Origin of the sequence: Streptococcus sp. C150, assembly GCF_000187445.1 — a bacterium.
Taxonomy (GTDB): Bacteria; Bacillota; Bacilli; order Lactobacillales; family Streptococcaceae; genus Streptococcus; species Streptococcus raffinosi.
Window position 1 is genome coordinate 909,684 of record NZ_GL698449.1, and the last position, 25,470, is coordinate 935,153.

The 25,470-nt window shown below is 40.3% G+C and carries 18 protein-coding genes and 2 pseudogenes; 3 read left to right on the forward strand and 17 right to left on the reverse strand.

The window, feature by feature from the left end; all coding sequences use genetic code 11:
• A pseudogene (locus HMPREF0848_RS10705) lies at positions 1–400 on the reverse strand (hypothetical protein); the annotation flags it as partial.
• A 233-nt stretch (positions 401–633) separates the two neighbouring features.
• Between HMPREF0848_RS10705 and HMPREF0848_RS04260 the strand changes: the two are divergent.
• A pseudogene (locus tag HMPREF0848_RS04260) lies at positions 634–1,570 on the forward strand (IS30 family transposase).
• Between the two features lie 134 nt (positions 1,571–1,704).
• Here the strand turns inward: HMPREF0848_RS04260 and HMPREF0848_RS04265 are convergent.
• Both HMPREF0848_RS04265 and gyrA read right to left on the reverse strand, forming a co-directional pair.
• Positions 1,705–2,466 carry a class A sortase gene (locus HMPREF0848_RS04265; RefSeq protein ID WP_008534865.1) on the reverse strand — a complete coding sequence of 254 codons (762 nt, stop codon included), beginning with the start codon at positions 2,464–2,466 and terminating at the stop codon, positions 1,705–1,707.
• Positions 2,466–4,937, reverse strand: coding sequence for a DNA gyrase subunit A (gene gyrA / locus HMPREF0848_RS04270; protein ID WP_008534866.1), 2,472 nt, complete (start codon positions 4,935–4,937; stop codon positions 2,466–2,468). The genes HMPREF0848_RS04265 and gyrA overlap by 1 nt, the downstream gene beginning before the upstream one ends.
• A gap of 220 nt (positions 4,938–5,157) precedes the next feature.
• Between gyrA and HMPREF0848_RS04275 the strand changes: the two genes are divergently transcribed.
• Positions 5,158–6,144 (forward strand): L-lactate dehydrogenase, encoded by a 987-nt coding sequence (locus HMPREF0848_RS04275; RefSeq protein ID WP_008534867.1) that lies wholly within the window; start codon positions 5,158–5,160, stop codon positions 6,142–6,144.
• A 98-nt stretch (positions 6,145–6,242) separates the two neighbouring features.
• On the opposite strand, the gene nox is transcribed toward HMPREF0848_RS04275, so the two are convergent.
• The 6 genes from nox to HMPREF0848_RS04305 all read right to left on the reverse strand — a co-directional run bounded on the left by nox (position 6,243) and on the right by HMPREF0848_RS04305 (position 12,150).
• The gene (gene nox, locus HMPREF0848_RS04280; RefSeq protein WP_037609145.1) at positions 6,243–7,616 is read right to left on the reverse strand and encodes a H2O-forming NADH oxidase; all 1,374 of its coding nucleotides are present in this window, start codon (positions 7,614–7,616) and stop codon (positions 6,243–6,245) included.
• A 301-nt stretch (positions 7,617–7,917) separates the two neighbouring features.
• On the reverse strand, positions 7,918–9,456 hold the full coding sequence (abc-f, locus tag HMPREF0848_RS04285; RefSeq protein ID WP_008534871.1) for a ribosomal protection-like ABC-F family protein: 1,539 nt from the start codon (positions 9,454–9,456) through the stop codon (positions 7,918–7,920).
• 136 nt (positions 9,457–9,592) lie between these two features.
• Positions 9,593–10,123: an ECF transporter S component gene (locus HMPREF0848_RS04290; protein ID WP_008534872.1), complete on the reverse strand. Its 531-nt coding sequence runs from the start codon at positions 10,121–10,123 to the stop codon at positions 9,593–9,595.
• Positions 10,113–10,970: a pyridoxamine kinase gene (locus HMPREF0848_RS04295; RefSeq protein ID WP_008534873.1), complete on the reverse strand. Its 858-nt coding sequence runs from the start codon at positions 10,968–10,970 to the stop codon at positions 10,113–10,115. The genes HMPREF0848_RS04290 and HMPREF0848_RS04295 overlap by 11 nt, the downstream gene beginning before the upstream one ends.
• Positions 10,971–11,480, reverse strand: a complete 510-nt coding sequence (locus HMPREF0848_RS04300; protein ID WP_008534874.1) for an ECF transporter S component — start codon at positions 11,478–11,480, stop codon at positions 10,971–10,973.
• Positions 11,481–11,619: 139 nt separating this feature from the next.
• A complete protein-coding gene (locus HMPREF0848_RS04305; RefSeq protein ID WP_008534875.1) occupies positions 11,620–12,150 on the reverse strand; it encodes a DUF5067 domain-containing protein in 531 nt (176 codons plus the stop codon).
• Positions 12,151–12,308: 158 nt separating this feature from the next.
• Here HMPREF0848_RS04305 and HMPREF0848_RS04310 point away from each other — a divergent pair, with 158 nt between their 5' ends.
• Complete coding sequence (locus HMPREF0848_RS04310) at positions 12,309–13,577, forward strand: aminotransferase-like domain-containing protein (RefSeq protein WP_008534876.1); 1,269 nt, start codon at positions 12,309–12,311, stop codon at positions 13,575–13,577.
• A gap of 46 nt (positions 13,578–13,623) precedes the next feature.
• On the opposite strand, the gene HMPREF0848_RS04315 is transcribed toward HMPREF0848_RS04310, so the two are convergent.
• The 8 genes from HMPREF0848_RS04315 to dapA all read right to left on the reverse strand — a co-directional run bounded on the left by HMPREF0848_RS04315 (position 13,624) and on the right by dapA (position 25,032).
• Positions 13,624–13,962: an ATP cone domain-containing protein gene (locus HMPREF0848_RS04315; protein ID WP_002887879.1), complete on the reverse strand. Its 339-nt coding sequence runs from the start codon at positions 13,960–13,962 to the stop codon at positions 13,624–13,626.
• Between the two features lie 91 nt (positions 13,963–14,053).
• The gene (locus HMPREF0848_RS04320) at positions 14,054–14,635 is read right to left on the reverse strand and encodes a hypothetical protein (protein WP_008534877.1); all 582 of its coding nucleotides are present in this window, start codon (positions 14,633–14,635) and stop codon (positions 14,054–14,056) included.
• Between the two features lie 68 nt (positions 14,636–14,703).
• Positions 14,704–17,112, reverse strand: coding sequence for a phenylalanine--tRNA ligase subunit beta (pheT, locus tag HMPREF0848_RS04325; RefSeq protein WP_008534878.1), 2,409 nt, complete (start codon positions 17,110–17,112; stop codon positions 14,704–14,706).
• Between the two features lie 364 nt (positions 17,113–17,476).
• Positions 17,477–17,995, reverse strand: coding sequence for a GNAT family N-acetyltransferase (locus tag HMPREF0848_RS04330; protein ID WP_008534880.1), 519 nt, complete (start codon positions 17,993–17,995; stop codon positions 17,477–17,479).
• Positions 17,996–18,011: 16 nt separating this feature from the next.
• Entirely contained in the window at positions 18,012–19,055 is a 1,044-nt protein-coding gene (gene pheS, locus HMPREF0848_RS04335) for a phenylalanine--tRNA ligase subunit alpha (RefSeq protein WP_008534881.1), read from the reverse strand.
• Positions 19,056–19,712: 657 nt separating this feature from the next.
• On the reverse strand, positions 19,713–23,246 hold the full coding sequence (gene smc, locus HMPREF0848_RS04340) for a chromosome segregation protein SMC (protein WP_008534883.1): 3,534 nt from the start codon (positions 23,244–23,246) through the stop codon (positions 19,713–19,715).
• A gap of 2 nt (positions 23,247–23,248) precedes the next feature.
• Complete coding sequence (gene rnc, locus HMPREF0848_RS04345) at positions 23,249–23,938, reverse strand: ribonuclease III (protein ID WP_002887887.1); 690 nt, start codon at positions 23,936–23,938, stop codon at positions 23,249–23,251.
• Between the two features lie 158 nt (positions 23,939–24,096).
• Positions 24,097–25,032, reverse strand: coding sequence for a 4-hydroxy-tetrahydrodipicolinate synthase (gene dapA / locus HMPREF0848_RS04350; protein WP_008534885.1), 936 nt, complete (start codon positions 25,030–25,032; stop codon positions 24,097–24,099).
• Positions 25,033–25,470 lie beyond the last annotated feature (438 nt).

A 25,470-nucleotide genomic window follows, 5' to 3' on the forward strand; every position in this document is an offset into this window, starting at 1 on the left:
CAATCCTTTCAGAATTATGGAATTTTTCGTAAATTATTTTGACTTTTTCAACTGTACGATTAACCTCCTCAATCTCTGTTTGTTTGTCTGTTAACTTAGACAAGGCTCCAGCATACCACGAAGCAATTTCTTCAGAATTATGGAATTTTTCGTAAATTATTTTGACTTTTTCAACTGTACGATTAACCTCCCCAATCTCTGTTTGTTTGTCTGCTGAATTCGACAAAGTCTTGACATACCGCAAAGCAATGTCTTCTGATTCAGGGTGTTGCTCATAAATTATTTTTGCTTTTTTAGCTATAGCTTCACAGGCATTCTTATCTGTTTCCTTGGCCGATAAGTCAAGGAGCTTATCTAACCCTGCTATACTTTGTTCCAAATTGTAATTCTGTTCATCCATACTATGCCCTCACCTTGAACTTGAAATAGTAATTATTGCTAGTTAAAACTAATCTGCCTTTTCGTTTCATAATTAGTTTCTATATTTTTTATCATATCAAAAACCACATTTTTCTTCTAGTATATGCTAGTATATGTATGATGATTTTTAAACATAAACTCATACAAAAAACTCATAGCGTTTCATTGGTGTAAACTGTAAGTAACCACACAAACAGAACCCGAGGAAAAACTATGAGCTACTCCCATCTTAACATAACCGACCGAATAAAGATAGAAACCTACTTGAAATTAGGTTTGAAACCTTGCCAAATTGCAAATAAACTTGGCGTCCATAAGTCTACTATTTCAAGAGAGTTAAGACGATGCCAAAATGGTTATTCCGCAGCCTTAGCACAGGAACAGTACGACCACAGGACTAAGTAAAAAGGTCGGAAGTCTCGTTTGATACCAAAGTTGAAAAAGGAAATTGAGGACGGTTTAAAATCCTCCTGGTCGCCTGAACAGATTTGTGGCCGCTATCAGCTTGAACAAAAGCCAATGGTAGCTTTTAAAACTATCTATAACTGGCTCTATGCTGGTTTGATTGATCTGGATTTAAGCGTCCTTCGTCGTAAAGGAAAAACTCGACAACCCAAAGAAACACGTGGAACATTTAGGATTGGAACGTCGATTGCCAAACGTCCTAAAGAGGTCAGGAATCGTGAGACCTTTGGTCACTGGGAGCTCGATACTGTGGTGTCTTCTAGAGGCAAAAGCAAGGGCTGTTTAGCGACCTTCCTAGAGCGAAAAACACGCTTTTACTTAGCTTTCAAGATACCAGACAGAACAGCCAAATCCAAGTTTTCAGCCATCGAACAACTTTGTAAGCTATTTCCAAAAGAGGTTCTTAAAACCTTCACTTCAGACAGGGGAAAAGAGTTTGCCTGCTATCCTCTGGTAGAGAACTTAGGAATTTCCTTTTTCTTTGCAGATGCCTATTCATCATGGCAGAGAGGAAGCAATGAAAACGCAAATGGCTTACTAAGAGAATATTTTCCAAAGAAAACAGATTTAGCCGCTATCTCTGATGATGCTTTGAACAAGGCTTTATATAATATCAATCACCGACCACGAAAATGTTTAGCTTACAAGAACTGCTAGTGAAGCTCTAGAGGATGAGTTCGAGTAAATGTTGCACTTATTCTTGCAATTTATCACATAAAAATCTCGAGATAAATCATAATCAGAAACTACGATGGCAACATGGTGTACCGTATTTAAAAACATTTTTTCCTCCTTAGAAAAAGGCCTTACGGCCTTTTCTCAACTTTGAAATTGGTTATATGATTTGTTAAAGGCATCAATAATATCTGAATTAGCCTTATCATATTCTACTTGAGTTTTCAAAACTCCTTTGACAATTGTACGCTGAGTTGCTTCAGCATCTGTACAAGTCACAAGAGTAACTTCTGACTTACCAGGTGAATCATCAACCACCGCTACTTCAGTTGGTTGAACAACTGTAACCTCACTAATGACATAAGTGTAGACTTTATTTTTATCCGTAAGATAAATCTTCATGCCTTTCTTAGCCCTATCAAGAGGTGAAAAAAGCATGTCAGAAGCTCCTGCAATACCAAAAACATGGTGACTAGCCAGAGCATAATTGTTTTCCCCACCCATGACTTGAGTTTCCTTCATGGTTCCTGCACCGTAAGTCAACTCTGTATTTCCAAGGCCTTTGAAAATAGGGAGGTTGATACCGACCTCAGGAATGGCAATACCACCAATAACCGGAAGCTTTTGAGCATCCATTTGCGCTTGCAAAACGGATCCAGTACTGATTGATTGAACATTTTCAAAGTCAAAGCTAGTCTTAGCTTCTTTGTTTTTCTCAATTGTCTTTTTAGAAACATTACTAACTTGATATTTATTGGTGTTCCAGGCAATCACAGTGTTGCGGATGGACTTATTGAAAAATAGCGCTAGACCAACAACCAAAAGAACAACAATCAAGACCCAACGAAGGATTTCAAGACATTTATGACGCTTTTTAGTTGTCTTATTTTTCTTATCTCTGCTCATCAGTTATCACCACTTTCTTGGTCGGCCTCGGGAGCTTTCACAACTTCTTCTGGTTCAACCAAAGCAAAAGTTACAATTCGAGCAGAATTATCCAAACGCATGACCTTAACCCCTTGAGTGGCACGTCCAGTTTGGGAAATATTGGCAACTGCTGTACGAATGATAACACCTGTATCAGTCATGACCATGATGTCCTCGTTACCAGAAACGGTAGCAATACCAGCTAAATGACCGTTCTTATCAGTGATATTAGCCGTCTTGATACCTTTACCGCCACGCCCCTTAGTTGGGTATTCAGTGGCTGAAGTACGCTTACCATAACCTTTTTCAGAGATAATCAATACTTCTTGGTCGTCCGTAATAGCGGCAGCACCAACGACTTGGTCGCCATCACGAAGAGTCACTCCTTTAACACCAGCAGCCATACGACTCATGCTTCGAATCGTATTTTCCTTGAAGCGTACACTGTATCCAAACTTGGTACCAATGATAATTTCTTCATTTCCTGTAGTCAAGAAGACATTGATTAGTTCATCACCTTCTCTAAGTTTTAAGGCAATCAAACCATTTTGGCGAATGTTTTTGAACTCGGCTTCTTTAGTGCGCTTAACCAAACCTTGACGAGTTACAAAGACTAGGTGATTATTTTCAGAAGCTTCATCACTCTTAGCATTAATCACCGTTTGAATGGTCTCACCCTCGTCTAACTTCAAGAGGTTGACAATTGGTAATCCCTTGGCTGTACGACCATATTCAGGGATTTCATAGCCCTTAAGACGGTATACACGCCCTTTGTTAGTCATAAAGTAAAGGTGATCATGAGTGCTAGTTGAAACAATATCACGAACAAAGTCATCGTCATTAACACCAGTACCTTGGACCCCACGTCCACCACGTTTTTGTGAGCGGAACTCATCTTGAGCCAAACGTTTAATATAGCCTTTGTTTGAAAGCGTAATAACCACATCTTCTTCTTCGATGAGGTCTTCATCTTCAAGTGAGACAACTTCACCGACCATAAGTTCGGTACGACGAGCATCTCCGAATTTTCGCTTGCTCTCATCCAATTCTTCTTTGATAATGGCAATAACACGTCCAGGTTTCGCCAAGATATCGGCCAAGTCTGCAATCAAGGCTAACAGATCATTATATTCGTTTTGAATCTTATCACGTTCCAAACCGGTCAAACGACGCAAACGCATATCAAGAATCGCTTGACTTTGACGTTCGGTAAGTTCGAAACGAGCCATCAACTCAGCTTGCGCTTCCGAATCTGTTTGGCTGTTACGAATAATTGCAATCACTTCATCCAAATGATCAAGTGCAATCAACAAGCCCTCTAAAATATGGGCACGTGCCTCAGCCTTATCCTTGTCAAACTGTGTGCGACGAACCACAACTTCTTTTTGGTGGGCAATATAATCCGCCAAGATTTGACGTAGTGAAAGGATTTTTGGAACACCCTTTTCAATGGCCAACATGTTGAAGCTGAAGTTAGTCTGAAGTTGCGTTAATTTGAACAGGTTATTCAATATAACATTGGCAGAGGCATCACGACGCACTTCAATAACAAAGCGAACTCCTTCACGAGACGACTCATCACGGACTGCTGTAATTCCTTCAACACGTTTTTCTTGGGCCAAACGAACAATATGCTCATGAACCTTGGTCTTATTGACCATGTAAGGAAACTCAGTGACAACAATACGCTCACGACCTGATTTAGTTGTTTCAATTTCAGTACGCGAACGAAGGACGATAGAGCCCTTACCAGTCTCATAGGCACGGTGAATACCAGTTTTCCCCATGACCAGACCACCCGTTGGAAAATCAGGGCCAGGGAGAACTTCCATCAACTCACGTGTTGTGACCTCAGGATTGTCCATCATCAATTTGACAGCATCAATTGTCTCAGACAGATTGTGCGGTGGGATATTGGTCGCCATACCAACGGCAATCCCTGTTGCGCCATTAACAAGTAAATTAGGAATACGTGATGGCAGAACAATTGGCTCACGTTCCGAACCATCGTAGTTATCTTGAAAATCAACAGTATTTTTGTTAAGATCACGGAGCATTTCCAAAGCGAATTTTGACATACGCGCCTCAGTGTAACGCTGAGCGGCGGCTCCGTCACCATCCATAGAACCAAAGTTACCGTGACCATCAACCAACATGTAACGGTAGCTCCACCATTGGGCCATACGAACCATAGCCTCATAGATAGATGAGTCACCATGTGGGTGATATTTACCCATGACATCCCCAGTGATACGAGCTGATTTTTTATGTGGCTTATCAGGTGTCACCCCAAGCTCATTCATTCCATAAAGGATACGACGTTGTACTGGTTTTAAACCATCACGAACATCTGGCAAAGCACGAGCAACGATTACACTCATGGCGTAATCGATAAAACTCGTTTTCATTTCAGATGTCAATTTAACGTCAATTAAATTATTATCTTGCACCTTTAAAATGCCTCTTTTCTTTCATTCAAATCATTCCAAACTCTAATAAAAGAGCATAGAAAATTTCTATATTATTATACCATAAAACGCTTTATTTTTCAGTCTCATAAAACGCTTTCATTCAATATTTACTTAATATCTCGTGACATCTGTCGCTTAAAGTGGTAGAATAAGCATTGTACGGGGTAACCCAATAAAAAATTAAGGAGATGTTTAGACCATGACTGCAACTAAACAACACAAAAAAGTCATCCTTGTTGGTGACGGTGCCGTAGGTTCATCTTACGCTTTCGCACTTGTAAACCAAGGTATCGCTCAAGAACTTGGTATCATTGAAATTCCACAATTGTTCGAAAAAGCTGTTGGTGATGCACTTGACCTTAGTCACGCCCTTGCATTCACTTCACCTAAAAAAATCTATGCAGCTAAATACGAAGACTGTGCGGATGCTGACCTTGTAGTTATCACTGCTGGTGCTCCTCAAAAACCAGGTGAAACTCGTCTTGATCTTGTTGGTAAAAACCTTGCCATCAACAAATCAATCGTTACACAAGTTGTTGAATCAGGATTCAAAGGAATCTTCCTTGTAGCCGCTAACCCAGTTGACGTATTGACTTACGCAACATGGAAATTCTCAGGATTCCCTAAAGAACGCGTTGTAGGTTCAGGTACTTCACTTGACTCAGCTCGTTTCCGTCAAGCACTTGCTGAAAAACTTGACGTTGACGCACGTTCAGTTCACGCCTACATCATGGGTGAACACGGTGACTCAGAATTTGCCGTTTGGTCACACGCTAACATCGCTGGTGTAAACCTTGAAGAATTCCTTAAAGACAAAGAAAACGTTCAAGAAGCTGAATTGGTTGAATTGTTCGAAGGTGTTCGTGATGCAGCTTACACAATCATCAACAAAAAAGGTGCTACATACTATGGTATCGCAGTAGCTCTTGCTCGTATCACTAAAGCTATCCTTGACGATGAAAATGCAGTACTTCCATTGTCTGTATTCCAAGAAGGTCAATATGGTGTAAGCAACGTTTATATCGGTCAACCTGCTATCGTAGGTGCACACGGTATTGTACGTCCAGTTAACATCCCATTGAACGATGCTGAACAACAAAAGATGAAAGCTTCAGCTGATGAATTGCAAGCTATCATTGATGAAGCATGGAAAAACCCAGACTTCCAAGAAGCTTCAAAAAACTAATGTAACATTAGTTAACTAGAAAAAGTCTCCGAAAGGAGGCTTTTTTAGTAGATTAAAGAGACAAAAACAGCCAATTCAAATGAATTAGCTGTTTCATATTATTTAGCTGAGATAGCTGCTTTAGCAATATAGCTAAGTGGTTGGTTAAAGTGTGGCAAGAAGAACAAATCAAGTAATTGGAGACGGTCAATAGTGACACCTTCTTGAATTGCCAATGAGAACATGTGGATTCCCATTGAGATATCCATACGTGATACCATTTGAGCACCAAGAACTTTACGTGTATCTTTGTCATAAACAATCTTGATTGTGACTTCTTCATTTCCATCTTCCATAAAGGCAGCTTTTTGAAGATCCGTTGAAGCTACTACTGCAGGATTGAAGCCAAAACGTTTTGCTTTTTCTTCAGTTAAACCAGTAGATACCATGTTCAAGCCATAGATTGAAATACCATTTGATCCTTGAACACCATTTGATTCGACATCGCCACCACCGGCATTATGACCACCAACGATACCTGAACGAACAGCATTTGAAGCCAAGGCAATGTAGTTGACATCATCAAGGGCATTGTCATAAACGGTAGCACAGTCACCAACTGCGTAAACGTCCTTAACTGATGTTTCTTGTTTCTTATTAACAAGGTAAGCGCCATTACGGAATGTTTCCAACTTACCAGCACCAAGAGCTGTGTTAGGACGGAAACCAACGGCAAGAACGACCATGTCGACATCATAAGCATTTTTATCAGTGACGATACGTTCAACTTTAGTATCCCCTTCAACTGCCTTAACAGTTTCACCAAATGCCAATTTAATACCATGGTTTTTCATGTTTTTAGCCATAAGATCAGTCAAGTCATGGTCATAATAACCTGCCAAACATGTGTCAACAACATCAATAAGAATGACTTCTTTACCGTGACGTTGGAAAGCTTCAGCCAATTCAACACCAATGTAACCAGCACCAACAACTGCTACACGTTTGATATCTTGTGATTTGTCGTTCAACTTATCAATAACTTCTTGAGCATTTTGGAAAAGTTTAACGAATTGAAGGTTTTCAAGAGTAGCTTCGAAAGTACGGCTACCTTCTTTAATTTCAGCACCTTCGATTGGAGGCAAAATTGGTTGTGAACCAGTAGCCAAAATCAATTTGTCATATGATTCAACATGTTCTTTTCCATCAACAAGAGCTGTAACGGTTTTACCATCAAAGTCAATAGACTCAACTGGTGAGTTCATATAAACCTTAGCACCCTTGCTTTCAAGTCCTTCTTTGTTGGCATAGAAAAGGCCATCAGAACCAGAAATTTGATTACCAATCCAAAGAGCCATACCACAACCCAAGAATGAAATGTTAGAGTTTTGGTCGAAAACAACAACTTCATTTTGGTCTCCGTAATTATCGAGAATAGTATTGATACTAAAAGTACCAGCGTGGTTAGCGCCAACAACTACGATTTTTGACATAAGTTTATCCAACTTTCTTTTGATAATAGTTTTACTATAATATTCTACCATATTCAGAAAACGGTTACACCTTTTATGCTCAGACTTTGTTACTTTTTGAACAAATTAAGTATTTTTTCTCTATATTCCTAATTGATTGCGTCAAATCATGCTTAAAACCGTATTGTGATGACAGATAGTATCCCTAATATGACCTCGGTAATACTTACAGTTAGCAATCAGTACTTTGCTCTTAAAAATGCAAAAAAAAGAGTGAGTGACACTTACCTCCCTAGAAGAAGATGTCACCACTCTATTTTAATTAGACTAATTCATTGAAATCCCAAACATCTGTCCAACCTTCATAAAAGTCAGGTTCGTGACAAACCATAAGAATACTACCTTTGAAAGCTTGAAGAGCGCGTTTTAGTTCTTCCTTAGCATCAACATCCAAGTGGTTGGTTGGTTCGTCCAGAACAAGGACATTATTTTCACGATTCATCAGGAGACAGAAGCGAACTTTAGCCTGCTCTCCCCCTGAAAGCACTTGAATTTGGCTTTCGATATGCTTAGACGTTAACCCACATTTGGCTAGAGCCGCACGAACCTCAGCTTGATTTAAGGCTGGGAAAGCGTCCCAAACAGCTTCAAGGGGCGTCTGACGTGACCCTTCTACTTCTTGCTCGAAATAACCTAGGTCAATGAAGTCACCTGTCTCAACTTCCCCTTCAAGTGGTTGGATGGTACCAAGCAAACTCTTAAGCAAGGTAGTCTTACCAATACCATTGGCACCAACAATAGCTACCTTTTGATTACGTTCAAAAGTAAGGTTCAAAGGTGCCTTTGTCAAAGGACGGTCGTAACCAATAACGAGATCTTTGGTTTGGAAAATAAAGCGACCAGGTGTACGACTTTCCTTGAAATGAAATTCAGGTTTGGGTTTCTCTGCCTGCAACTCGATAATATCCATCTTATCCAATTTCTTCTGACGAGACATGGCCATGTTTCGAGTTGCAACACGCGCCTTGTTCCGGTTAACAAAATCTTGCAGGTCTGCAATTTCCTTTTGCTGGCGTTCGTAGGCGGCTTCTAATTGAGCTTTTTTCATAGCATAAACGGATTGGAAATTGTCATAATCGCCTGCATAACGAACCAAGTCTTGATTTTCAACATGGTAGACAATGTTAATCACGTCGTTCAAGAATGGAATATCGTGAGAAATGAGGACAAAGGCATTTTCATATTCTTGAAGATAGCGTTTAAGCCAGGCAATATGTTCTGCATCCAAATAGTTGGTTGGCTCATCAAGAAGCAAGATATCTGGTTTTTCAAGCAATAACTTAGCCAAGAGAATCTTGGTACGTTGACCACCTGAAAGGTCCGTTACATCTGTATCCATACCAAAATCCATGACACCAAGGGCACGAGCAACCTCATCTATCTTAGCATCTAGAGTATAGAAATCACGAGTTTCCAAGCGATCTTGAAGCTCACCTACTTCTTCCATTAGAGCATCAACGTCAGCTCCTTCTTCAGCCATAGACATGTAAATTTCATTGATGCGTTCCTCGGTTTTAAAGAGTTCATCAAAAGCTGTCCGAAGAACATCACGAACGGTCATTCCCTTCTCAAGGACAGCATGCTGATCCAAATAACCCGCTGTCACATACTTAGACCATTCCACCTTACCTTCATCAGGTTGCAATTTCCCAGTAACGATAGACATGAAGGTCGATTTTCCTTCACCATTAGCACCAACTAAACCAATATGTTCTCCTTTAAGCAAACGAAAAGAGACATTTTCAAAAATAGCACGGTCACCAAATCCGTGACTAAGATTTTTGACTTCTAAAATAGACATATGACCTATGGACTAAACCAAGATTTAGTCCCTTCCTTTCTTGACATTAACTTAACCATTTTACCATTTTTAAGGTAAATTTGGACCATAAATCATCCAAAAAGCAAAGAAAAAGCAGGACGAGCCTGCTCAATCTTTAGTCTTTTTTCAAAATGCGTTTGAAGACAGGATATAAAAGAGGAACCGCAATAATTGTAACAACTGATGTCCCAAAAGTACCACCAATCTTAACCACTGAAGCCAACATTGCAGCTTTTAAAGGTAGAGATGCAACAGCAGTGTTTATAATCGTATATTTGACAAAATTAAGAATGATTTTCGTCACTGCAGCTATCACCCCAATGAGGATAATATTGCTCGTTTTGTCATTTGATTTGAGGGCTTTCTCAAAAACGAGATGAAGGACATAACAGACAATCAGAGATTCTAAAATCGTTATCCAAACCTCAGCAGCATAACCATTGAGAATATCAAACAGTCCTAATCCTACTGTTGCTACAAGGGCACCTTTTTTTGAACCAAAAATCAAAACAGCAATCACAACTAGGGCATTTCCCAAATGGACAAATTGAGGTCCAAAAGGAATACGAATAAACTGCACACTCACAATAATTAAAGCTGCATACAAACTGAGTTCGACCAATTCACGAATTTTATTATTTACCATTTGTTTCCTCCAATAATTTTTCAAATCCATTAAATAAATAGCCTATGTGGGATTCATAGAAGAGTCCATATTTTACAGGACGACCACTGGACATGGTCGATAAAAGAACCCTATCCATGAAATTCAAGGCCAAGTCACAGACTTCAAGCAAATCTAAGTGGTGAAAATATCCTGACGATAAGATAGCAGTTAGGATGTCACCACTCCCATAAAAATGTGTCGAATAACTAGGGCGCATGAGGTAGGTCGTTTGCTCATTTTCTTTATCAAAATAAGCTAATCCAATTTTTCCTTCCTCTAGTGAGACTCCGGTCAAAAAGACCTTTTTGGGGCCAAGTTTGCCTAAATCCCTTAAAAGCTTTTCGATAGTAGCTTTATCATAGGTGTCTCTTTCCAAATAAGGGGACCCAGTCAAAAGGGAGGCTTCTGTCATATTAGGGATAATCACATCCGCCTGCTGACAAAAGTTTCTCATAGCTTCCACATAAGTCTTGTCAAATCCCTTATAGAGCTGGCCATTATCTCCCATTATGGGATCGACAAATAAAGGGATTTGCTTCTCTTCAGCCAATTGAGCAACTAAATCTAGCTCCTCTCTTGACTTGAAATAACCACTAACCAAGCCATCCACTTTAAAGTCCAACCGCTCCCACTGTTGGCAAAAACCTTTCATGTCTTCTTTAAGATCTCGTAGATAGATATGCTCAAACTCACCGGTATGTGAGGACAAAAGAACCGTAGGCAAAGGAAGGACTTCTATCTGACAGGACGACATGATGGGGAGACTACTGGTTAAGGCAACCTTGCCCAAACCAACCAAATCATTAGCAACTATAAGAGTCGTCATCTAGTTTCCTTCCCAAACTTTTTTAAATTGTTTAACAAAGCCCGTATGGAAATAAATGTAATAGGCTAGTCCAAGACCGATTATGGCTGCCACAATATCAAAAGGAAGTTTCATGATTGCAACTGCTGGCGTACCATAGACAAAAGCACGACCCAATCCGTAACCCACCAAATCAATGAGAGCTCCAAGCAAAAGACCTAAAATGGCTCTTGATTTAGACAATTTACCTAAACGTCTGCCAACTATAAGTGCAATAGCAAGGACTTGTAGGCTATGTGTCACTAAGGTCACCCACATTGGAAGAGGGTAAAAGAGAAAGTCACCAATAAAGGAACCCACCCCTGCTATAATGACAGCTTCCGTCGGAGGAAAAATCAAACCAACCAAAAAAATAACGATACCGTTAAAATAGAAATGACCTCCTGGGACGGGAATAGATAAGAGACTCGAGCTCAAAATAATGACAAGTGCCATAAAAAAGGCCGAAAGGGTTAAGCGTTTTGTTGACATACCTAAAACTCCTTGATTAATAAATATAATTCAAGTTTATGAAAATTCTGACGATTTTACAAGAGGGCTTTTTAGAAACTGTACGGGTACAGAATTTCAGTCATCAAAAAATCACCACACAAGCGTGTGATGACTCATTTTATTTATCTTTTTTATCGAAGTATTTGACTGGTGCTTTTTCTAGATTTCGTAATGATACCTTGGCCGTTGCATTTGCCTCCGTACCATAGTCTGAGAAATCAATGGTCAAGTCATGATCAAAGTCAGCAACGGTATAGTCAACCACAATCTCTTTGACTTCCTTAGGAGCAATCTTGGTCTTATTAGCAATCTTATCTCTGTCATCATCTTGAGAAAAGACCATTGTAGCGACCTTGACTTCCTTATCTTCTTGTTTAACATCAAGAACTACCTTCATCAATAGAGTGTAGGCATTCATGGTTTCTTTACTTGTGTTGCTAAGTTTATAGTGCACACGGACAGCCTTTTGTCCTTCAGGCGATTCGATTTTCTTGGCAGAAAGAACTTGTACACTAGCATCTTGGCCAGTAAATAACAATTTGTTTTTATCGTAAGTCCATGTAGGCTCCTTTTCTGTCGTACAAGCCGACAAGCCAATGATGGTCAAACAGGCCAAAGCGACAAGGCCTAAAATTTTCTTAAAAGTCATTTTTATAATCTCCTTAAACTTGTTTTGAAGGGGAATTAATATTTCCTTACAGCCTTTTTATTATGTCAAAATCTAATAATCTTGTCAAATTTCCCCAGTAACCTTGCCTAAAGCCTATATCTAAGGTACAATAAGGAAAAATCTGTAAGGGGTCAGTTATGAGTATTTATCAGGATATTTTAGAAAGCATTAAGAACGATATCCAAAATGGTAGTTTGGAAAAAGGGAGCAAGTTACCTTCCATTCGTCAACTTAGCCAGACTTACTCCTGTAGTAAGGATACTGCCCAAAGAGCCCTCTTGGAGCTTAGATATCAAAACTATATTTACGCTGTCCCCAAAAGTGGCTACTATGTTCTTGAGGGACGCTCCGATTCAAGTGACAAAGTTCTTCTCAATCTTAATGACTATAATCAGTTAGCCTACGAAGATTTTCACCTTTGCCTAGATGAAAGTCTGGCTGGCCATCAAGACTATCTCTTCAATTACTACCATGAACAGGCTGGACTCAAAGAACTGGTTGAAGCGTTAAAAAATCGACTAGCAGCTGATGATATTTATGTGAATGCGGATCAGATTGTCATTACTTCAGGAAGTCAGCAAGCCCTTTACATCCTCTCACAGATGGATTTTGGCAATGGTGGTCATAAAATTCTCTTGGAACAGCCTACCTACCACCGTATGAACCAACTGATTAACCGTCAAAAATTGACCTATGAATCGATAAACCGTGGATTTGATGGATTAGATCTTGACCTCCTTGAAAAGTACTTTAAATCTGGCCAAATTAAGTTCTTCTATACCATTAGCCGTTATTCCAATCCTCTAGGTTTGAGCTATACCGCCAAAGAAAAGGAAAAGCTAGCTCAACTAGCCAGTCAGTATAATGTTTATATCGTTGAGGATGACTATATGGGGGACTTTAGTGACAGTAAAAATCTTCCGATTCACTACTATGATACCCACGACCGCATTATTTATATCAAATCATTTTCCATGGCACTTTTCCCCGGGTTACGTTTAGGTAGTGTTGTTCTACCACAAAATCTCAGAGCTACCTTTTTGGCTCACAAAGGACTTATTGACTATGATACCAATCTTATTATGCAAAAGGCCCTCTCAGTCTACCTAGATAATGGCATGTTCCAAAAAAATATAAAAAAACTGCGTGATCTTTTTCAAGAAACCATGGCTAGAAGTCAAGAAACCATTGAACGAGCTAATGTGACTTTACCCTACCAAATTTCTCCTAGACATATCACTTGGCAGCTTCCTAAAGGGCTTTCTTTAGAAAAATTTAAAGCTCAAACACAGATGCGTTTCTTAGAGTCTTCCTTTATTAGCCCTACATCTGATACCTATCTGCAAATAGGTCACGAAGAAGAATTGAAAACTTTTTTAAAACTTTTGCAAACCATAAAACCATAGACTGAAAACTAGTACACACAAAAAGCCATCAAACGATGGCTTTTGTTTATTTAGTCTGTTCAAAGCGAAGGTGGACAATCACCTTGTCTCCATAACCGTTACGCTCCAAATCACGTTGTAAGCGATATGAAATGTAATGTTCAGCAATATTGATAAAACCAGCTTCCATAAGACGATTTTCAACCAATGACTGAATCATGTTAATGGTTGGGCGCTCCACTTGGGCGTCTTGAAGATCAAGCACTACTTTACGAGTCACTTGAGCTAGGTTTTGGCGCCAAGCATCATCAATAACATACACAGTCTGGGCTGCTTTTAAGATGGCTTGGTAGATTTTATCAGGATCAAATTCAGCAACTTGACCATTACGTTTAATAATTTGCATGGCTACCCTCTTTTCAAGTTTTTTTCTTTTATTATGCAGAGAATTTACATATTTGTCAAGTGCAAATCACTGAAAGACCTTTTCTAACTGCCTACTCCCAGAATTTAGAAATATAGAGTGGCTTGCCATGTCTATCAAAGGAAAGTGTTGCAGTATAGGAATCTGACTCATGGTGCCGCATATAATTAGCGATTCTTTTATCACCGTTTATCAGGTGAATGTCATAAGTCTGCCCGTCAGAGCTTACAAAGTGAGCATTAATTCTAGCACTACTCGTTTTTGAGCCAACATGACTAATATCTATTTGTTCAACTTTGCCATCAATGGTTTTAGCTATGGGTCCTCCATAATCTTTGTAAATAGTGACGGTAGCTAAAACATCCTCAACCAAAACATAGGTCATTCCGAAAATAAACAAATAAACTATCGGGATGACAATGAAAGATAATTTACTTTGACAAAATTTTTCTTTATGCCAAGCCCAGATATCTTGAGGTGACATGATTAAAAACTTCTTAACATACTGATGAACAAGTAACCTATAGACTAACACTAAAAATGTTAATTGCCCCAAAGGATAAGCAAAACTGGGTAAGCCATCAATAAGTATATTGACTTTATCAGATTCAAAGGTGTAATGTCCCCATACCCCGTCAAAGAACTCTAAAAACAAATTATCTCCTTTATGTAATATCGTCTAATCACTTAAAAATCCATCTTCTCAGATGGATTTTCTAACTATTAACGTACTTCTGCTTTAACTTTTTCAGTGAGAGCTTTAGTAATTTTTTCCATGTATTTGGCAACTTCTTCGTCTGTAAGGTTGTCATTTGGATTTTGGAAGGTAAGGCTATAGGCCATTGATTTCATTCCTGCACCAAGTTTTTCACCTGCATAAACGTCAAAGAGTTTAACGGCAACCAAGCGTTTTACTCCTGCAGAGTTAATAGCATCAAGAACTTCTTGATGAGTGATTTCTGCCTTGAGAAGAAGGGCGATATCACGTGATACTGCAGGGAATTTTGTGATTTCAACAAATGGTTGATCTGGTTGCAAGGCAGCTTCTACAGCGTTGAGATTAATTTCAGCTACATAAGTTTCTGGAATACCGTAGTTCTTAGCGGTTTGCGGGTGGACTTGACCAAGGAAACCAATGGTTTGACCATCAAGTACAATAGTCGCAGTGCGACCTGGGTGCATACTTGCTAGGTCTTTTGTCGCTACATAGTCAACAGTAAGGTCAAGCTTATCAAAGAGAGCTTCTACGATACCCTTGGCATAGAAGAAATCAACTGGCGTTGCTTTGGTTTGGAAATCTTTTTCCGCAACAAGACCAGAAATGGCAAAGGCGAAGGTATTGATTTCATTTGGTAAATCTTCTTTCGGATTACCTTTTTGCTCAAAGACTTTACCGATTTCGTAGATAGCTACGTTGCTATTCTTACGGTTAACATTGTAAGCAACGGTATCAAGCATACCAGAAACCATGTTTTGACGGAGAGCTGAGCGATCAACAGTCATTGGCCACATCAACTCAGTCAAGTTACTTGGTGTCACTGCAAATTCAACAGCTTTTTCAGATGTTGTCAAAGCATATGAGATAATCTCAGTCAGACCGGCTCCTTCAGCAATGGTACGAATCTTACGGCGTAGAGCTTGTGTTTTCGTTAATTCACCAGCTGTACCTGCTGCTTCTGGGAGTGTTGTAGGTAATTTTTCATAACCATAAATACGGGCAATTTCTTCGACCAAGTCAGCTTGGATTGCAATGTCCCAACGGCGACGTGGTACAGATACTGTGAATTTTTCAGCATCACCTGAAAGACCAAAGCCAAGTTTGGCAAAGACATCTTCGATATCTGCGAACGTCAATTCAGTTCCAAGACGAACATTTACATAGTCAAGACTTGTAGAAACTTGAACTGGTTCTGTGTCCACTGAACCTGCTTGAACACGGCCTGCAAGAACAGTACCATTTGCCAATTCTTGCAACATAGCTGCTGCAAAATCAAGGGCTTCAAGGACAGTATCGTTATTGACACCTTTTTCAAAGCGTGATGACGATTCTGAACGAAGGTTAAGACGGCTACTTGTCTTACGAACAGATTTGCCATCAAAAACAGCAGATTCGAGAACAACGTTTTTAGAATTGTTGTCAATTTCAGTTGAAGCGCCACCCATAACACCTGCAAGAGCTACCGGTTTATCAGCTACTGTGATAACAATATCTTCAGCAGTCAATTCACGTTCTTCACCATCAAGAGTGACCAATTTTTCACCGTCACGAGCATCACGGGCAACGATACGTGAGTCTTCAAATTTGTCCAAATCGAAGGCGTGCATAGGTTGTCCAAAGTAGAGAAGAACATAGTTTGTCACGTCCACCACGTTGTTGATTGGACGGATACCAGCATTCATGAGAAGATTTTGCAACCATTGTGGACTTGATTGGACAGTGACATTTTCAACCACACGGCTAGCATAAGTAGCCACTTTATCACTTTCGATAGCTACTGAAATCTTATCAGAAGCTGGTTTGCTGTCTTCAGTGACCGCTTTTTCTGGGAAGTGAACAGATTTACCATAGATTGCAGCGACTTCATAAGCAACACCACGCATAGAAAGGGCATCAGCACGGTTAGGTGTGATTGACAATTCTATGATTTCATCATCAAGGTCGAGATATGGGAAAATGCTATCTCCAGGAACGGCATCTTCCGGCAAAACTTGGATACCATCCGCAAATTCTTTAGGAATAATGCTATCTGGAAGACCAAGTTCAGCCAAAGAACAGATCATCCCGAGAGACTCCATGCCACGAATTTTCCCTTTTTTGATTTTGTAGTTGTCTGCGATACGAGCACCAGGAATGGCAACAATGACCTTGATTCCAGCAGTGACATTTGGAGCGCCACAAACAATTTGACGTGGACCTTCAGCATCTCCTGTATCAACTTGGCACAAGTGCAAGTGGGTTTCAGGCACATCTTCACATGACAAGACATGACCAACAACCAATTTTGACAAGCCTTCAGCAGGTGTTTCAACACCTTCCACTTCAATACCTGTCGTCGACATTTTTTCAGCGAGTTCGGCAGTGGTAACATCCACATCAACCAACTCTTTTAACCATTTATAACTAACTAGCATAATAATGATACCAAGCCCGTTAAGAGCTCTCAGCAAAAATAGGAAAGGCAACGCTGGTGAATCAGCACCTAGGCGCCTTTATCTTTTTTGCCCAGAGCTTAGGGCGGGTTCAAATCCTTTCTGTAAAATTATCAGTTCAACTGATAAATGAGAGAAGAATTTAACCTCTACTTAGGGCGGGTTCAAATCCTTTCTCTATAATTAGGAACAAAATATTTAGATTCAAAGACAACCAATCTCGAACTTTGAGGTCGTATTCAAATCCTTTCTGTCATTTAGGAATATGTATAGCTAATATAAGAGGAAGACGAACTGACACGTTTAATCGCCTTATAAACTCCTCTCTATCAACTTAATAATAGGTTTATAATTTCAATTTTAGTAACCAATCGCAGTCCACTTTACCATCACCGACCGGAAAATTGTGTTCTGCAAATTTTTCAAAGCCATATTTATCGTAAAAAATCTGTGCTTTGAAATTTCTTTCCCAAACACCCAACCAGACCCAATCACAACCTAGATCACGGGCTTCCTGCAATGCAAATTCAAAGAGCTTCTTTCCTAAGCCCATACCTTGAAAAGCCTGACTGATATAGATACGTTGAATTTCAAAGGCATTGTCCAAATGCTGCTCTGTTTGAGCAGACCCTACATTGGTTTTTAGAAAACCTGCCTTTTCACCATCAACGAGAATGAAAAAATAACGTGATTCTTCGTGAGTGATTTCATCGAAGAGAACTTTCTCAGACAGCGCAGTGTCAAAGTAAGCTTGCAACTGGGACTCTGTATTATCATGAGCAAATGTCTCCCTAAAGGTATCTTCCGAGATAACTTTTAATTCTTCTATTTCTTCTGGAAGAACCTTACGAATGGCAACTGTCATGACAACCTCCTAAACCTTATTTAAATTGTTCTGAGAATCGAACGTCTCCTTGGTAGAAACCACGAATATCGTTAATTCCATAACGGAGCATGGCAATACGTTCTTGACCAAGACCGAAAGCGAAACCTGAGTATTCTTCAGAATCAACACCTGACATCTCAAGCACTTGTGGGTGAACCATACCAGCACCAAGGATCTCAATCCATCCTGTCTTCTTACATACGTTACATCCTTTACCACCACACTTGAAGCATGACACGTCAACCTCAACTGAAGGTTCAGTGAATGGGAAATAAGAAGGACGCAGACGGATTTGACGCTCTGCACCAAACATTTTTTGAATAATCATTTCAAGTGTTCCCTTAAGGTCACCCATTGAAATATTTTTACCAACGACTAATCCTTCAATTTGGTGGAACTGGTGACTGTGAGTCGCATCATCTGTATCACGACGGAAAACACGTCCTGGTGAAATCATTTTAAGCGGACCCTTAGAAAAATCATGTTTATCAAGCGTACGAGCTTGTACAGGACTTGTGTGAGTTCTCATCAAGATTTCTTCCGTAATATAGAAGGTATCTTGCATATCACGCGCTGGGTGATCTTTAGGCAAGTTCATGCGTTCAAAGTTGTAGTAATCTGTTTCCACTTCAAAACCGTCAACGACTTGGAAGCCCATACCCAAGAAAATGTCTTCAATTTCTTCAGCTGTTTGACTAAGAATATGACGGTTACCAAGTTTGACTTGGCGTCCTGGAAGGGTAACATCAAGACTTTCAGAGTCAAGTTGTGCTTGAATTTTAGCGACTTCAACAATTTTAGCGGCTTCGTCAAAAGCTTCAGTCAAAACGTCACGTACTTCGTTGACCATCTTACCAACTTTAGGACGTTCTTCATTTGGAAGGTCTTTAAGTCCCTTCAAGAGATCCGTCAAAGACCCTTTTTTACCTAAAACTGCCACACGCAATTCTTGTAATTCTTTAGAGTGTTCTCCACGCATTTCAGCCAATTTAGCTTGCGTTGAAGTTTTCAACTCTTGCAATTGTGTTTGTAAATCCATGAGATTCCTTTCTTAAATAACAATTTCGAATCGCAAACAAAAAACCACGTGCCAAACTCCAACCCGGAGCGTTGACACGCGGTACCATCCGTTTTTTATCCGGTTACCCAGACCTTGATTCGTCAGTCGTTGTTTTCATGAGTGAATTCACCAAACTTCCCTTGAGGGGGCTTCCAGTCCGTGGCCCCCAATCCCTGACAATTTCCATAAGGTTACTAGTCTCTACGACTTCTATTCAATTACTATAAATTCTACCAAAAAAATAGGAAGCTTTCAAGAGGAGAAAAAAATCCAGGCCTTTAAGCCTAGATATTCTCAACGGAAGACTTCTTAACCTGTGCATGCGAAGTCTAACATGTGTCCAGAAAACTCAAATCTTAACACATACACTATAACTAACTTTGAAAAACACCATATCCCCATATGACATTCCCGTTATTATTGTAACATGGCCCAGAAAAAAGACAAGTTGACCTTTTTCTCATAAATCCTGTAATCCTAATCATAGGCTAAGAGATACTATTTTGCGCAATCGATTGCGTTATTTTGAAAGCGCCAACCTAATTTTTTTATGATAGTCTATGCAAATTTTTTGAGACTGTAAAAAAAGATAGTGATAAAACTATCAACTACCTTTCATGAAAATATAATCTATTTTTAGTCTAAATCAAGATCTTTCAATTTGACGGAAACGATTTTTGAAACCCCAGATTCCTGCATAGTCACCCCATAAATTGAATCAGCCGCAGACATGGTTCCCTTACGGTGGGTAACCACGATAAACTGACTGGATTTATCAAAGCGATTGAGGTAGTCACCGAAACGTTTTACATTGGCTTCATCAAGGGCTGCTTCTACTTCATCCAAGATAACAAATGGAATCGTCTTAACACGAATGATGGCAAAGAGCAATGCTAGAGCGGACAAGGCCTTCTCCCCCCCTGACATAAGGTTAAGTGATTGAATTTTCTTACCTGGAGGTTGAACAGAAATCTCTACACCAGCTTCCAGAAGGTTGTCGGAGGTCAAAATCAAATCTGCGGAACCACCTCCAAACATCTGAGTGAAAGTCTGTTTAAAGCTCTCACGGATAGCCTCAAAGGTCGCTTTAAAACGTGATTTCACTTCTTCATCCATATCATTAATGGTACTAAGCAGGAGACTCTTGGCTTCAAGCAAATCATCTTTCTGACCGTTCAAGAAGTCCAAACGTTGCTTGACTTCTTCAAATTGGTCAATAGCATCCAGATTGACAGGTCCCAAAGCCTTAATAGAGCGTTCAAGCCCTTGTAAGTTCTGACGAACCTGTTCCACATTTACAAGAACTTGCGTTTGTCCCTTAGCCACTTCAAGCGTCATCTGATAATCTTCAGCCAATTGAGTTGCAAACTTACGAAGCGATTGGCTAATCTGACGCTCACCTTCTTCCAAGCGAGTCTGTTGACGAATCAAATCCTCATTGCGATTCCCCGCCTTAGCCAAACGTTCCTCCAAGTCTTCCAACTGACCTTCATAGTCTTGTACTTGAATCTTAGCACGAACAAGGGACTGCTCCAAATCATCCTTACGTTGAATAGCTTCATCACGCTGCGCTAGCAAATGTGGCAAGCGGTCAGATTGATTCTGGTCAACTTGGTTGTTGAGAAGAGCTAAGAGACTTTCTGATTCCTTCATTAACTCAGACAAATCGGCTTTTAGACGATTAGTTTCCGTCTTGGCAAAGCGCAATTCTGCTTGTAAGTCCCGTTCCTTTAGCTGAAGTTCAGATTGCTTGTCTAAGAGACCTTGTTTTTGTTGACCAAGCGTATCCTTATCTTCCTTGATAGCCTCAATTCGGTCGTTGATTGCCTCACGTTTTGATTGCATTTGAGTTAACTCTGCTTTCAAACGCTCAGCCTTATCTTGAAGATTCGAGTCTTCAGAGCCCTGAGTATCCTGTTTGAAGCTGTCCACTAATGCTTGACTTTTCTCTACTTCTGCCACAGCTTGTTGATGCTCCAAGTCCAGTTTTTGCTCCTCTAGACGAGCGTTTTCTCCTTCTGACTTGAGATCCTCTAAGTCTTTTTGGTGTCCCTTACGTTTGGTCTTAAGGTCTTCAACTTTGGCTTCACTATCACTCAATTGATCCTTAATCTGACTGATTTCAGCAGTTAATGCATCCAGTTCAGGTTTGATAAAGAGATTGTTATTTTGTTTATTGGCACCACCGGCAAAAGCACCACCAGGACGGATTTCAGAGCCATCAAGTGTCACCATACGCACTTGGAAACGGACAGCTCGAGCAGCCTTGTTGGCATTGTCAATGGTATCAAAGATTGCCGTTACTCCTAAGAGGTTTTGGAAAATGTTGGACAAGCGTTCTTCATAGGTTACCAAATCGGAAGCCATTCCAATAAAACCAGGTGCACTCGCAAGACTTTGAGCAAACTGTCCATTCAGTTGACGTGGTTTGATGGTTGTTAAAGGCAGGAAGGTCGCACGCCCCTGACGATTGCGTTTTAAATAGTCAATTGAACGTTTTGCAGCAGCTTCATCCTCGACAATAATATTTTGGCCACTCGCACCTAGGGCTATTTCAAGCGCCGTTTGATAGTCAGTATCGAAGGTCAGGTGTTCACTGACAGCTCCTATAATCCCTTGGATTGATTGGGCATTTTGCAGGACAGCCTTAACCCCTGCATAGAAATGACTGTGATTTTTCTGGATTGACTCCAAACTTTGACGACGAGCATCTTTGCTTTTAAGATAATCCATGAGATCAAACATTTTCTTTTGGGCCTCTTGGTAGTCCTTGTCGATAGCTTGATAAGACTGAGCCTTTTCTTTGTAGCTAGCTAAGAGGCCTTGAAGACTGGCTTGAGCTGCTTGATAAGCTTTTTGAGCTTCGCTGGCAACTTCCTGAGCGGAAAGCAAATCAGCTTGAGCCTGCTTATATTCTTCAGCCTGGGCCTCCAGTGCTTGGGACTGGCTGTCCATGTCATGATTCACCTGAGTCAAACTATTGGAAACTTTGGCTTCCTCCTGCATAAGACTAACATAGTCCTCACGCAACCGTTCAATAAGCGTATCTGGATCTTCCGAAAATTGCTCTAACTCCGTTTGAATAGTAGTCAGATCTTGGGCAATGGTTTCCAGCTCACGAGTTAATTCAATTTGACGTTGGTTGACGCTATCAAGAGAAGCTTGAGCCTCTTCTTTCAAACTTTCTAATTCACTAAGGCGAGCTTCAGTCTCCTCCTTCTTCTCAGAACGCTGCTGACTTTCCATGGTATAAAGATCAATTTGGCGCTCAAAGTCACTAATGAGGCGTGTGACATCCACCAAGGTTTGTTGGTCAGAAGAAATTTGTTCTGAAATTTGATGGCGTTTGTGCTTAAGCTCCTGGTTCTCAGTCTCTAAACGATGTCGTTCCTCATAATAGCTGGCTAATTTTTCTTTGACTTCTGCCAAGTCTTTTTGCGCTTTGGCTAAGTCTGATTTGCCAACTTCAATATCGTGTACCAAAAGGTTAAGTTGAGTCTGTTTACGCTCTTTATCTAATTCCAAGTAACGTTTAGCTGTCGCTGCTTGTTTTTCAAGTGGCTTAACCTGACCAACCAGCTCAAAGATAATGTCTTCCAAACGATCAAGATTGCCCTGAGTTTGATTGAGCTTACTTTCAGTCTCTTTCTTACGTGTCTTATATTTGAGAACACCAGCAGCCTCTTCGAAAATAGCACGGCGTTCCTCTGGCTTGGCATTGAAAATAGCCTCAACCCGACCTTGAGAAATAATGGAAAACGAATCACGTCCAAGACCAGTATCCATGAAAAGGTCATGAATATCACGCAGACGAACCTTACGACCGTCAATCAAGTAATCATTGTCACCATTTCGATAAATATGACGCTCCACACGAATAGATTCACCAGCATCAGCGATAAAGCCATCACTGTTATCAAGTGTAACTGCTACCTCGGCATAGTTGAGGGCCTTACGAACTTCTGTACCAGCAAAAATAACGTCAGGCATCTTGCCACCACGCAAACTCTTGGCAGAGGATTCTCCCAAAGCCCAACGCAAGCTCTCTGTAATATTTGATTTTCCTGATCCATTTGGACCTACAACGGCTGTTACTCCCTTGTCAAAGACGACCTGCGTCTTGTCCGCAAAGGATTTAAAGCCCTGCATTTCAATTGATTTCAAATACATGCTTAATTTCCTAGTTGTTCAAGGGCAGCCTTGGCAGCCGCCTGTTCAGCTAATTTCTTCGATTTTCCGAGACCTGTGCTAAGTTCCTTACCATCAACAGCTACCTGCATGGTAAATTCCTTAGCATGAGCAGGCCCAGATTCTTCAATAACGGTATAGGTAATATCAACCGTACCATTGACTTGAAGACGTTCCTGGAGTTCCGTCTTGTAATCCGTTACTCGGTCAAAGTTGCCTTCTTCGACTTTAGGAATCATCACTTTATTCAAGAATTTTTCAACAGCAGGCAATCCTTGGTCCAAATAAAGGGCACCGAGAAAGGCCTCCCAAAGGTCACCGAGAATAGTGGCACGTTCACGACCACCAGATTTTTCCTCACCCTTACCGAGACGAATAAACTGCTCAAAGCCACAAGCTTTCGTAAAGCCAGCCAGACTCTCTTCACGAACAATGGTACTACGCATCTTAGACATCTCCCCTTCTGGCTTGTTAGGGTAGCGATTGTAAAGGTAAACGGAAATGACTAATTGCAGAGCCGCGTCTCCTAAAAATTCCAAACGTTCATTATGTGAAATGTTTAGAAGGCGGTGCTCATTGGCATATGAGGTGTGGGTAAAAGCCGTTTCTAAGAGGTCTTTTTGGCTAAAAACAATACCAAAATCCTGCTCAAGTTTTTGTTCAAGTTGATTCATAGGACATCCTTTCTTTTTAAAGCATACTAACTATGATTATATCAAAAAAAAGCAGATTTTCACGATGGAAAACTGCTTTTAGAAGACATATCTACTGATTTTGTTTGCTTGGTCCCACTAAACTAAAAGAGCTGAGAACGATACTCAACTCCACTTTCTTAATAGTCTGGACGAACGACACCTGTAACCGTTTTACGTGTCGTTTCAATATCTTCTTCAAGGACAACCTTGATAATACGCTTAGTTTCTTCAGGAGTACATGCTACCAATGGTAAACGAAGTGGACCAACTTCGAAACCAAGATGGTTGAGAACCGCTTTGACAGGAGCAGGACTTGATACTGAGAAGAGAGCATTAACTTTCGGAATGAATTTGCGTTGAATGGCTGCAGCAGTCTTAATATCATTATTTTCAATAGCCTCGAGCATGGCATGCATTTCATCACCATTTGTATGAGAAGCTACTGAGATAACTCCATTAGCACCAAGGTTCATCGCATGGAAGGCATCTCCATCTTCACCGGTATAAACCAAGAAGTCTTTAGGTTTATGCTCAATAAGGTAGGCCATATTGGCAAGACTAGTACATTCTTTGACACCGATAATATTTGGATGTTCAGCTAAACGAAGCATGGTATCTGGAGCCATTTCGACAACAACACGACCAGGGATGTTGTAGATGATAATTGGCAATTCAGAAGCATCCGCAATCGCTTTGAAATGTTGGTACATTCCCTCTTGTGATGGCTTGTTGTAGTAAGGTACGATAGCCAAACCTGCTGCGAAACCACCAAATTTAGCAACTTCTTTAGCAAACTCAATGGAGTCACGTGTATCATTGGTCCCGACACCAGCAATTAGTGGTACACGACCATTGACAATTTTTTGAACCTCTGCAAAAAGTTCCAACTCTTCATCGTGAGTGAGTGTTGGACTTTCAGCCGTTGTTCCTGCCAAAAGAAGGGCTTCCGTATGGTGAGCCAAAAGGTGCTCAATCAAGCCTGGAAGAGCATCATAGTTGATAGAGCCATCTTCGTGGAAAGGCGTAATAAGTGCTGTGATCAGTCTAACATCTCTTAATTGATCAATTGACATAATATTCTCCTTCAACCGTTTTCTAATCCATTCCATTTTACCATAATTTTGACCAGACAGACAGCTAAGTTAACAATTTTCTGAAAACATGATGTGACATTGTTTCCAATTTATGGCAATTCACAAAAAACAGAGAGACTGAGCTCTCTGTTTGATTGGAATTGATTCAAAAATAGTATTTAAATACAACACCAAATCCTTACTAATTCCTGAATCATGGCGCAGTGGTTGATTGGAACTACTCATGTTTGCAACATTCGTACTTCCTAATCAACTGTGCGGGGGTAAAACTACGAAATCAAACTCTTCGAGTTACTGATTTCTGAATCATGGCGCAGTGGTTGATTGGAACTACTCATGTTTGCAACATTCGTACTTCCTAATCAACTGTGCGGGGGTAAAACTACGAAATCAAACTCTTCGAGTTACTGATTTCTG

What these genes read in the sequence shown, in the direction of transcription:
- HMPREF0848_RS04265 (WP_008534865.1), bottom strand. Translation starts at nt 2,466, where the DNA reads ATGAGCAGAGATAAGAAAAATAAGACAACTAAAAAGCGTCATAAATGT.
- HMPREF0848_RS04275 (WP_008534867.1), top strand. Translation starts at nt 5,158, where the DNA reads ATGACTGCAACTAAACAACACAAAAAAGTCATCCTTGTTGGTGACGGT.
- nox (WP_037609145.1), bottom strand. Translation starts at nt 7,616, where the DNA reads ATGTCAAAAATCGTAGTTGTTGGCGCTAACCACGCTGGTACTTTTAGT.
- abc-f (WP_008534871.1), bottom strand. Translation starts at nt 9,456, where the DNA reads ATGTCTATTTTAGAAGTCAAAAATCTTAGTCACGGATTTGGTGACCGT.
- HMPREF0848_RS04290 (WP_008534872.1), bottom strand. Translation starts at nt 10,123, where the DNA reads ATGGTAAATAATAAAATTCGTGAATTGGTCGAACTCAGTTTGTATGCA.
- HMPREF0848_RS04295 (WP_008534873.1), bottom strand. Translation starts at nt 10,970, where the DNA reads ATGACGACTCTTATAGTTGCTAATGATTTGGTTGGTTTGGGCAAGGTT.
- HMPREF0848_RS04300 (WP_008534874.1), bottom strand. Translation starts at nt 11,480, where the DNA reads ATGTCAACAAAACGCTTAACCCTTTCGGCCTTTTTTATGGCACTTGTC.
- HMPREF0848_RS04305 (WP_008534875.1), bottom strand. Translation starts at nt 12,150, where the DNA reads ATGACTTTTAAGAAAATTTTAGGCCTTGTCGCTTTGGCCTGTTTGACC.
- HMPREF0848_RS04310 (WP_008534876.1), top strand. Translation starts at nt 12,309, where the DNA reads ATGAGTATTTATCAGGATATTTTAGAAAGCATTAAGAACGATATCCAA.
- HMPREF0848_RS04315 (WP_002887879.1), bottom strand. Translation starts at nt 13,962, where the DNA reads ATGCAAATTATTAAACGTAATGGTCAAGTTGCTGAATTTGATCCTGAT.
- pheT (WP_008534878.1), bottom strand. Translation starts at nt 17,112, where the DNA reads ATGCTAGTTAGTTATAAATGGTTAAAAGAGTTGGTTGATGTGGATGTT.
- HMPREF0848_RS04330 (WP_008534880.1), bottom strand. Translation starts at nt 17,995, where the DNA reads ATGACAGTTGCCATTCGTAAGGTTCTTCCAGAAGAAATAGAAGAATTA.
- pheS (WP_008534881.1), bottom strand. Translation starts at nt 19,055, where the DNA reads ATGGATTTACAAACACAATTGCAAGAGTTGAAAACTTCAACGCAAGCT.
- smc (WP_008534883.1), bottom strand. Translation starts at nt 23,246, where the DNA reads ATGTATTTGAAATCAATTGAAATGCAGGGCTTTAAATCCTTTGCGGAC.
- rnc (WP_002887887.1), bottom strand. Translation starts at nt 23,938, where the DNA reads ATGAATCAACTTGAACAAAAACTTGAGCAGGATTTTGGTATTGTTTTT.
- dapA (WP_008534885.1), bottom strand. Translation starts at nt 25,032, where the DNA reads ATGTCAATTGATCAATTAAGAGATGTTAGACTGATCACAGCACTTATT.